At 59.5% G+C, this 9,392-nt stretch carries 9 protein-coding genes; all 9 read left to right on the top strand.

Going from position 1 to position 9,392, the window contains the following annotated elements; genetic code table 11:
* Positions 1-1,088, top strand: a 1,088-nt coding sequence (locus ACFPPA_RS11860; protein WP_377320090.1) for a calcium-binding protein, incomplete at its 5' end; no start/stop codon positions are given.
* Between the two features lie 74 nt (positions 1,089-1,162).
* On the top strand, positions 1,163-3,289 hold the full coding sequence (locus tag ACFPPA_RS11855) for a type I secretion system permease/ATPase (protein ID WP_377320088.1): 2,127 nt from the start codon (positions 1,163-1,165) through the stop codon (positions 3,287-3,289).
* The gene (locus ACFPPA_RS11850; RefSeq protein WP_377320086.1) at positions 3,286-4,707 is read left to right on the top strand and encodes an HlyD family type I secretion periplasmic adaptor subunit; all 1,422 of its coding nucleotides are present in this window, start codon (positions 3,286-3,288) and stop codon (positions 4,705-4,707) included. Before ACFPPA_RS11855 ends, ACFPPA_RS11850 begins: the two co-directional genes overlap by 4 nt.
* Before the next feature lie 61 nt (positions 4,708-4,768).
* On the top strand, positions 4,769-6,067 hold the full coding sequence (locus ACFPPA_RS11845; RefSeq protein WP_377320084.1) for a glycosyltransferase family 4 protein: 1,299 nt from the start codon (positions 4,769-4,771) through the stop codon (positions 6,065-6,067).
* Positions 6,068-6,380: 313 nt separating this feature from the next.
* On the top strand, positions 6,381-6,503 hold the full coding sequence (locus ACFPPA_RS11840; RefSeq protein ID WP_377320082.1) for a hypothetical protein: 123 nt from the start codon (positions 6,381-6,383) through the stop codon (positions 6,501-6,503).
* The gene (locus tag ACFPPA_RS11835) at positions 6,500-7,057 is read left to right on the top strand and encodes a pilus assembly FimT family protein (RefSeq protein ID WP_377320080.1); all 558 of its coding nucleotides are present in this window, start codon (positions 6,500-6,502) and stop codon (positions 7,055-7,057) included. Before ACFPPA_RS11840 ends, ACFPPA_RS11835 begins: the two co-directional genes overlap by 4 nt.
* Positions 7,057-7,674 (top strand): type IV pilus modification protein PilV, encoded by a 618-nt coding sequence (gene pilV, locus ACFPPA_RS11830; protein ID WP_377320078.1) that lies wholly within the window; start codon positions 7,057-7,059, stop codon positions 7,672-7,674. The genes ACFPPA_RS11835 and pilV overlap by 1 nt, the downstream gene beginning before the upstream one ends.
* A complete protein-coding gene (locus tag ACFPPA_RS11825) occupies positions 7,671-8,741 on the top strand; it encodes a PilW family protein (RefSeq protein ID WP_377320076.1) in 1,071 nt (356 codons plus the stop codon). Before pilV ends, ACFPPA_RS11825 begins: the two co-directional genes overlap by 4 nt.
* Positions 8,742-8,868: 127 nt before the next feature.
* Entirely contained in the window at positions 8,869-9,390 is a 522-nt protein-coding gene (locus ACFPPA_RS11820; RefSeq protein ID WP_377320074.1) for a pilus assembly PilX family protein, read from the top strand.
* The last annotated feature ends 2 nt before the right edge of the window (positions 9,391-9,392 follow it).

Here is a 9,392-nt window from a genome sequence, read left to right as displayed (position 1 = left end):
GCTTCAAGGCTAGTGGAAATAGCCTGGTGATCGGTGTGGCCGGATCCGTCGATGCGAGCGGCAAGGGCAGCACATTGGCGATCGCGAACTATTTTGCCAATGGTGTGCCAGTGGCAAACGTGGGCTCGATTGTGTTCAGCGATGGCAGCAGCTTGTCGATGAGCCAGGTCAATCAGCAGTTCGCGCCAGCTACGTCCGCAAACGCGAACTCGGCCAAGTCGACCATGGTGCTGGCACCGGCGCCTTCTATCGCTGCGGCCACCGATACTTTCAGTATGCCCTCAATGCTCTCGCAGGCCGGTGGGTCCACTGGCCTCAAACGGCAAGGCGCCACAAGCCTTCAAAGTGATGGAGCACTTGCCGTCTCATCCAAGGCTGGAGGCGCGGTGAAAGCGTCACCCGCCAGTTCGAATAGCAGTCAGCCTGGCGCTTCGCCAAGGGCCACCAGCACAGTTGCCGCGTCGCTGCTGCCAGCGGCATCCATCGATGTTGCCTCTACGTCGAGCGGATCGCATCTGTCGACTCAAAGCCGCATGCCGACGCTGACGGCAACGCCCGACGCCTCGCCCGGTGCGCCGCAGGATCCAATGACAAATGATACGGATGACCCATCGCAGGCTCCACTCGGCGTTGAAGATTCAATTGGCGGCATCAATGGGGGCGCGGCCCCGGCTGGCCTGATGTCTCCAGCCGCAGCTGGGTTCAATGGCTCACGCGCACAACGTGGGACGCTGGGTCGAACCATCAATGCGGCCAATGACATGGTCAAGGCGCTGCTGGCGTCGGGCGGTCTGCAACATCCCGCCATGGCAGGAAACACTGCGGCGGCGGCTGCGCAGGTCCAGTTGCAGGGCGGAACCGTGTGGTCACTCAGCACGCTGGATCGAACCATGGCCGCATTGACAACGGGGGCTGCCTCAAGGGCAGGCGGCGTTGGGCCCCATGCGTCCTTAGGATCGGCGGATCTGGCCCACGCGCAATTGATCAGCGCGATGGCGTCGTTCAGTCCCGCAGCTTCGGCTGACACCACGCTGCCGCCGATGGCTTCTGAAGCCTATGCGGTCTCGATCGCGGTACACGCGCACTGAGTCCGAAAGCAGAGCATGCCGCTCCTTCCTCATGAAGGAGCGGGTAAGGAATTCAATCGGTTGATGAAGGCGCGATGGAAGCATCTGAAGCAGTGACGGTAGATAGCGGCTTGGCGTGCCTCGTGGTGCTCGCTCGTTTCCATGGGGTGGCCGCAGATCCAGCGCAGTTGGCACATTTGTACCAGGAGGAAGGCCGCTCATTTGATGTGACGAGTGTCCTGCTGGCTGCCAAGGCGTTGGGATTGAAAGCGAAGCAGGTGAATTCCAGCGTGGAGCGGCTGCTCAAACTGCCATTGCCGGCAATCGCCGTCGATGAGGATGGCGGGTTCTTCGTGATGGCGCGAGCCGATGAGCAGACCGTGCTGATTCATGAGCCGAAAAGTGATCGGCCGCAAATCATGTCGCATGCGCAATTGCAGCAGCGCTGGTCAGGCAAGCTGATCTTGTTCACCTCCCGTGCGTCGATCCTCGGTGAGTTGGCGCGTTTCGATTTCAGTTGGTTCATTCCCGCCATCGTGAAATACCGCAAGTTGCTTGGCGAGATCCTTCTGATCTCGTTTTTTCTGCAACTCATCGGCCTGGTGACGCCACTGTTTTTCCAGGTGGTCATGGACAAGGTGCTGGTCCATCGGGGGTTGAGTACGTTGGCTGTCATTGCCATCGGACTGACGTTTTGCTCAATTTTCGAGTCGCTCCTTAGTGGTCTGCGTACCTATGTGTTTTCACACACTACAAGTCGTATCGACGTGGAACTGGGCGCCCGCCTGTTCCGGCATCTGCTCGCTCTCCCTTTGGCGTATTTTCAGGCACGCCGTGTCGGTGACTCTGTGGCGCGGGTGCGCGAGCTGGAGAATATTCGAAGCTTCCTCACCGGTAACGCCATCACGCTGGTGATGGACGTGTTCTTTTCCTTCATCTACATCGCCGTGATGCTCCTGTACAGCGGCTGGTTGACCTTGGTAGTGGTCGCTTCATTGCCTCTTTACGTCTTGCTGTCGGTACTTCTTACCCCGCTCCTGCGCGCTCGGTTAGGGGAGAAATTCAATCGTGGAGCAGAGAATCAGGCATTCCTGGTCGAGACAATCAGCGGCATCCAGACGCTGAAGGCGATGGCGGTGGAACCGCAGATCACGCGCCAGTGGGACAACCAAGTGGCTGGTTATGTGGAAGCGGGATTTCGCACGACAACGTTGGGCACGCTGGCTCGCGAGGGTGTGAATTTCGTTGGCAAGGTTGTCACGGTAGTCACCATATGGATGGGCGCCCGACTTGTGATCAGCGGTGAACTGACAGTAGGCCAGTTGATTGCCTTCAATATGCTGGCTGGCAGGGTGGCACAGCCGATCATGCGTATTGCCCAGCTTTGGACGGACTTTCAGCAAACCGGGATTTCCATGCAGCGATTGGGCGATATTCTGAACGCCCCGACCGAAGCCCCCAGTACGAGTCGCAGTCCGCTGGCCACTCTGGAAGGGCGGATTGAGTTGGATGCGGTGACCTTCCGCTATCGACCAGACACGCCGGAAGTATTGCGCGACGTGAGTCTTTCCATTGAGCCAGGTGAGGTGATCGGGATCGTCGGGCGCTCGGGATCAGGTAAGAGCACGCTGACCAAGTTGGTGCAACGGTTGTATGTGCCCGAGCGCGGTCGAGTGCTTGTTGATGGCATCGATCTGGCGATGGTGGAGGTGTCTTCGCTGCGCCGCCAGATTGGGGTGGTGCTGCAGGAGAACGTGCTATTCAACAGGACGGTACGAGAAAACATTGCACTCGCGGATCCGGGTGCGCCGCTGGAAAATATTGTCACGGCAGCCAAGTTGGCCGGTGCACACGAATTCATTCTAGAGTTGCCGGAAGCCTATGACACGGTGGTCGGCGAGCAGGGCTCCTCGCTTTCCGGTGGTCAGCGGCAACGCGTGGCAATCGCGCGCGCGCTGATGACCAACCCGCGTATCCTGATTTTCGATGAGGCGACCAGTGCGCTCGACTATGAGTCCGAACGCATCATCCAGAACAATATGCGCGCGATTTGTCAGGGGCGTACGGTGATCATCATCGCGCACCGCCTTTCGGCGGTGCGCGATGCCCAGCGCATCGTTGTGATGGATCATGGACGCATTGTGGAACAAGGCAGCCATACTGAACTGCTCGATCATCAGGCGGGCCACTATGCGCGCCTCTACCGGCTGCAGCAGGCATGAGTGTGCGGCAGGCTTTGCGCGATCTGCGTCAGCGCTATATGCAGGTATTCCAAGCGGCATGGAGGATTCGGCACGAACTGGATACAGTGCCGCGGTTGCGTCACGAGAGCGAGTTTCTGCCGGCCACCCTGGCCTTGCGCGACACGCCCGTGCACCCGGCTCCACGCGTCGCAATGAGTGTGATCATCGGCCTGCTGGTGATAGCGGTCAGTTGGGCGTGCCTGGGAAAGGTGGATGTGGTGGCCACGGCGCCGGGCAAGATCGTTCCGAGCGGGGATGTCAAATTCATCCAGTCACAAAATACCGCGGTGATAACCGCCATTCACGTGAAGGACGGGCAGCGGGTCACGCGCGGCGAGGCGCTGATTGATCTGGACGCCACCGATTCGATTGCCGATGCGGCGCACGCTCAATCTGATCTTTTTGCGACACGTGACGAAATCGCCCGCGCTCAGGCCATGCTCGATGCAATCGATCATCACCATGCGCCGATACTGAGAGCCGATCCAGCCTTGGGTACCATGGCGTCGCAGGACTCGGAACGAAATGTGCTGAAAGGGGAATATGCCGACTACGTCAGCAACATGAGCAAGATGCGGGCCGACGTCGCACAAACTGTGGCAAGTTTGCATCAGACCGAAGACGAAATCCGCAAGTTGGAAGGCACGTTGCCGATTGAGCAGCGCAAGGAAAAGGACTATGCCGAGCTGATCGTCAAGGGTTACGTCGGCAAACACGAGTACTACAACGAGCAGCAGGCGGTCATCCAGATGCAGCAGGACCTGGCCGCGCAGCAGTCCAAACGGATGGAGACCCTGGCGGCACGCGACTCTGCATTGCGCAAGCGGGACGCCTATGTGAATGATGTTCGCCGCACCTGGCTGGAAAAAATCCACGACGACGAGCAAAAAATCGGTGGTCTGGCTCAGGAGCTGGTCAAGGCAAATCAACAGCGCCACTTGTTGCATCTGACGGCACCGGTGGACGGAACCGTGCAGCAGCTGGCCGTGCATACGGTGGGTGGTGTGGTGACGCCTGCTCAGACGCTTATCACGCTGGTACCCGACCATCAAACCTTGCTGGTCGAAGCGATTGTGGATAATCAGGACATCGGTTTCATCAAGGATGGACAGCGCGCTGAGGTCAAAGTCGAGACATTTTCCTTTACGCGCTACGGTACGCTGCATGGCACGGTCGTGCAGGTCGCCAACGATGCCAAGCAAGACGACAAACTTGGGTTGATATTTACAGCCGAAATTTCACTGCCGCAGGACACTATGCAGATCGATGGTCGGCGTATGCGCTTGACGCCAGGGATGGCGGTGACCGCCGAAATCAAGACCGGTCGCCGCCGTATCATCAGCTATTTGCTGAGCCCGCTGATTCAAAATGCTAGCGAGAGCTTGCATGAGCGATGACTGCTTTCAGCTTGGGCATTTCATTCGATCAACCTGTTTTGCGACTGGACGGTAATTTACCTTGCGTCTCTTGTTCATTCACCAGAACCTGCCGGGCCAGTACCGTCATCTGCTGATCCACTATGGGCAACAGCCCGGCCACCAGGTGGTCGGGTTGGCAGAGATGAAACGGCTGCGGGAAAACATACAGCGGCCCATCGCGGGTGTGCGATTGGTTGGCTACGACAGCCCTCCCGCGGCCGTGGGAACAACGCTTGCTACGCTGCGTACGACTGAAGCCGCAGTGCAACGCGGGCAGCTTGTCCTGTCTGTGCTGCTCAAGCTCAAGAAGGCTGGCTTCTATCCGGATGTCGTCTATGCACATCCTGGCTGGGGGGAGACTTTGTTTCTTAAGGACGTATTTCCTCGGTGCACGCTGATCCATTTTTGCGAATTTTACTATCACACCGATGGCCAGGATTTCAACTTCGATCCCGAATTCCCCAATAGCGCGGATGACGTTCTGCGGCTGCGGATACGCAATCTGCACCATCTGATGGCCTTGGAGCAAGCCGACATCGGCATTGCGCCAACGATGTGGCAGCGGACGCGCTTTCCAGCGATCTATCAACCTAAGATTTCAGTGGTTCATGACGGGGTCGACACTTCCGTCGTCAAGCCCGATTCCGAAGCCTTTCTCAAATTCCCTCATAAGAATCTGACATTGCGACGACATGATGAGGTGATCACGTTCGTCAGCCGAAATCTTGAGCCCTACCGTGGTTTCCACACCTTCATGCGGGCACTTCCCGAGTTACTCAAAGCACGACCGAAGGCTCACGTGATCATCGTGGGGGGGGATGACGTCTCTTACGGCCGTCGGCTGGTCAAGGGCAGCTACCGCGAGAAGTATCTCGCCGAGATCAACGGCCACTTCGATTCCAGTCGTGTGCATTTTGTCGGCAAACTGCCATACGCGACATTCCTTCGCGTGCTGCAGGTCTCTACCGCGCATGTCTATCTGACTTATCCGTTCGTACTGTCCTGGTCGATGATGGAGGCCATGGCCGCCGGTTGTCTGGTGATCGGGTCCCGAACGGCGCCGGTCGAAGAAGTGATCTCCGACGGCAAGAACGGGCTGCTGGTGGACTTCTTCTCTCCTAGCGAGTTGGTTCAGACAATCCAGCGTGTTTGCGACGACCCAACGAGAATGCAGGCCGTGCGCGCTGATGCACGCCAAACCATCCTGGAGCGGTATGACCTGCAGACGGTCTGTCTACCTCGACAGAAGGAGCTGATCGAATCCAGTCGTGATCTGTCCCCGGGCACTCCTCATGTCGCACCACGCAACCCCTTAATGGCGTGGTCATTTCAGCACTAGGTTGAGCCTGAGGCACTCGCGGGATCGTGAAGTCCTGGGGTTCTACAGATCGGGGCAAGTCTACCTATTTCCGGCACCAGAACTTCAGAGGCCCGCCAACGCGGGCTTTTGCTTTTTTTCTTGTACACCTGCTTCCCTCATGTTGCCGATACTGCCCGCCTGCGTGCCAGGTGACATTCGCAGGGTGACGGTGTTCGCTTTTTTTGCGGCGCCACGGACCGCTTGTCGGGCAATTCCTACCGTTTGTCGGATGGGGGCTGGCCGGGGCCGGTCGGTTGGGTACAGTGGATGCAGGGGTATCAGGGAGAATTCCATGCAAGTCTTGTTGCGTCAGCGAGGCGTCTCGTTGATCGAGGTGCTGGGGTCGACCGCGTTCCGCGGACGCCGGTGGAGTTCCCATCTGTTGCAGCCGGCCAATCAGGGGGCGGTCGAATGATGCTTACAACTGCGCGGCGCATCCGTGGTTTCACGCTGGTCGAGCTGATGATCACCGTCACCATTGCGGTGGTGCTGATCATGATCGCCGTGCCGAGTTTCAAGACGATCATTCTTTCGAGCAAGTTGACCACGACGGCGAATGACGTGGTCGGCGCGATCAATCTCGCCCGCGCCGAGGCGGTCAAGCACAACGGCAACGTCCAGTTCTGCAGCGATTCCGCCACCAGCAATACATCCAGCACGCTTGGTACTGCCTGCGGTACGGAGGTCGGCGCGGTTTATTTCCAGACCGTTACCCCGACGACTAAGTCCGCAACGCAAATTCGCTCCGGAACGGTGGGGCTCACCTCCTCGCTCCAATTGAGCGGCAATGCGGTCGCCTTGAGCTTTTCCGGAGACAGCCTGGGTCACAAGGTCGGTGTGGCTGCGCCCTATTCGGGCACGGTGATGACCATATGCACCGCTTCGCTGACTACCGACAACATGCGGGTCATTGGGTTGACCTCCGGCTCGATCCTAGACGTCACCAACAAGACAGGAACCTGCCCCTGATGAACGGCCTCGATCCCACTGCACTTCCAGTTTCCGCTGGCTTGGTCGGTGCACCCGACCGGCTTGTCGGTCGGGCTGCCGCGAGCAGGGTGCGCAGTAACTACCTGACCGCCATCACCGTGCCCCGGCGGCAGTCCGGCGTCGGCCTGATCGAAGTGCTGGTGGCCGTGCTGGTGGTCTCGATCGGTTTTCTCGGCATTGCGGCATTGCAGGCGATGTCGATGTCCACCAACAACAGCGCGATGGCGCGCAGCATGGCCACAGTCGCCAGCTACTCGATTCTTGACGCGATGCGAGCCGATATCAACAGTGCCAAGCATGGCGACTACAACGGTACCGTCACACCGGCTACAGCCGCCGTTCCTGCCGTCGGCGGCACAGCGGCTATTCCGGCCAACTCCGCCGCCTGCCCAGCGGCGGGGACAACCTTGGCTGCGTACCAGCTAAGTCAGTGGTGTGGTCAGCTCAGTACGAGCCTTGGTTCATCGACCAACACCACCGGTACGATCAGTTGCGATGCCAATGGCCAATGCACCGTCACGATCGTCTTCGACGACAGTCGGGCAGGGTTGGGTGGCGGAACTCAACAGAAAGTCATCACCAAGGGGATGTTATGAGCGATTGTCGCGCCATTCGCCCCGGCAAGGGGCGGCGGGTATCCGGGCCGGCAAGATCGTCGCTCGGGTTCACCTTGATCGAGTTGATGATTGCCATGCTGCTGGGTCTGATCGTCATTGCCGGTGTGGTCAGCGTGTTCCTGGCCACTCAGCAATCCGCGCGCACCAATAAGGCCCTTGGCGACGTGGAAGACGGCTCACGCATCGCGTTCGAGATGATGGCGCGCGACATCCGCGACGCCGGTCTGACCGGCTGCGGCAACGCTGGGCGCGTCGCCAACGTACTCCAAAACGGTCCCGGGTCGGCTACGCCGGATTGGTGGGCCAACTGGGGCAATGCCGTGCACGGATACCCGGTCGGTTCCACGACTGACCCGGCCTTGACCGTCGGCACGGCGGCGACCGACCAGGTGACCGGCACGGATTCATTGCAACTGATTGGCGCCGCCGACACAGGTTTGAGCGTGGCCGCCACCCCCAGTTCGACCGCTGCAAATTTCAAGCTCAACGACACCACCTCGGATCTCACAACAGGTGATGTGATCATCGTATGCGACCCCGATCATGCCACCATCGTCCAGATCACCAACTACACCAATTCCAACGTCACTGTCGTGCACAACACCGGCACCGGTACACCAGGCAACTGCTCCAAAGGCATGGGCTATCCCACCGTGTGCACCGCCAATGGCAATGGCTACCAGTTCGGACCCAATTCGCAGATTTTCAAGTTGGCTGCGGTGGACTGGTACATCGGGACCAACCCGATTGGTGGCAAGTCACTGTATCGCGTCAGCGTGGTCACCTCCGGCGCCAAGCCCACGGCGACGGCGCAGGAGATGGTGCGCGACGTCACAGCCATGACCATCAAATACCACCAGAGCAATCCGCTTGGTACCGGCTTCGTGAATGCGACGACGATAGGTGCCGACGCCAACTGGGCCACGGTCGACGCCGTGCAGGTCACGCTCACGCTGGAGAGCGTCGACAAGCGCGCCGGCACCGATGTCAAAGCCATCTCGCGCAACTTTACGGCCACCACCACCGTGCGCAATCGAGTGCCATGAAATGAGCCACGTCTCCGAAACCCATGCGTGTGTATGTCCCTCGGCGAATTCCCGGTCGGCCGTGGCTTCCTTGAGGGTTCGTGATCGCGGCCGTCTGGGATCGCCGGCCCGCGCCGGCCAGCGCGGAGTGGCGCTGGTGGTGGCGTTGATCTTGCTCCTGGTGATTACCCTGGTCGGCCTTGCCGCCGTGCGCGGCACCATCATGCAGCAGAAGATGACCGCCAACATGTACGACCGACAGATCGCCTTCCAGAGTGCCGAGGCGGCCATGCGTGTGGCGGCAGCAAGCATCCCGAGCAGCCCTGCCGATGTGGCGCGCAACTGCCAGTCCGCCAGTGTGGTCTGCCTGTCCGATCCGTTCAACGATACCCACCTGCCGACGGGCAGCATCAAGACTCTCAGTGCCGCTCAATACACGGCAGGCTCACTGGCGAGTGGCCAGCCCCAGTACGTGATCGAAAACATGGGTGATTTCCAGAATCCGGCTGCCGACACGGGCTTCAACCAGAGCGCCAATTCGCACAACTACGGCGTCAATGGCGGCTCCATCAAGAACATCTATTACCGCGTGACGGCCCGCAGCGGCGATCCCGCCAAGGTGGGTAATCGCGCCGTGGTCGTGCTGCAGGCCATGATCAAGCAGGGTTGAGT

It is taken from the genome of Rhodanobacter ginsengisoli, assembly GCF_042657065.1.
GTDB lineage: Bacteria > Pseudomonadota > Gammaproteobacteria > Xanthomonadales > Rhodanobacteraceae > Rhodanobacter > Rhodanobacter ginsengisoli.
The sequence above is the reverse complement of the archived record's forward strand: the minus strand, read 5'-3'. Positions and strand labels throughout refer to the sequence as shown.

Bases quoted from the DNA above. Each gene is read 5' to 3' on its own strand.
- ACFPPA_RS11855 (WP_377320088.1), top strand. From the start codon at position 1,163: ATGGAAGCATCTGAAGCAGTGACGGTAGATAGCGGCTTGGCGTGCCTC.
- ACFPPA_RS11850 (WP_377320086.1), top strand. From the start codon at position 3,286: ATGAGTGTGCGGCAGGCTTTGCGCGATCTGCGTCAGCGCTATATGCAG.
- ACFPPA_RS11840 (WP_377320082.1), top strand. From the start codon at position 6,381: ATGCAAGTCTTGTTGCGTCAGCGAGGCGTCTCGTTGATCGAGGTGCTG.
- ACFPPA_RS11835 (WP_377320080.1), top strand. From the start codon at position 6,500: ATGATGCTTACAACTGCGCGGCGCATCCGTGGTTTCACGCTGGTCGAG.
- pilV (WP_377320078.1), top strand. From the start codon at position 7,057: ATGAACGGCCTCGATCCCACTGCACTTCCAGTTTCCGCTGGCTTGGTC.
- ACFPPA_RS11825 (WP_377320076.1), top strand. From the start codon at position 7,671: ATGAGCGATTGTCGCGCCATTCGCCCCGGCAAGGGGCGGCGGGTATCC.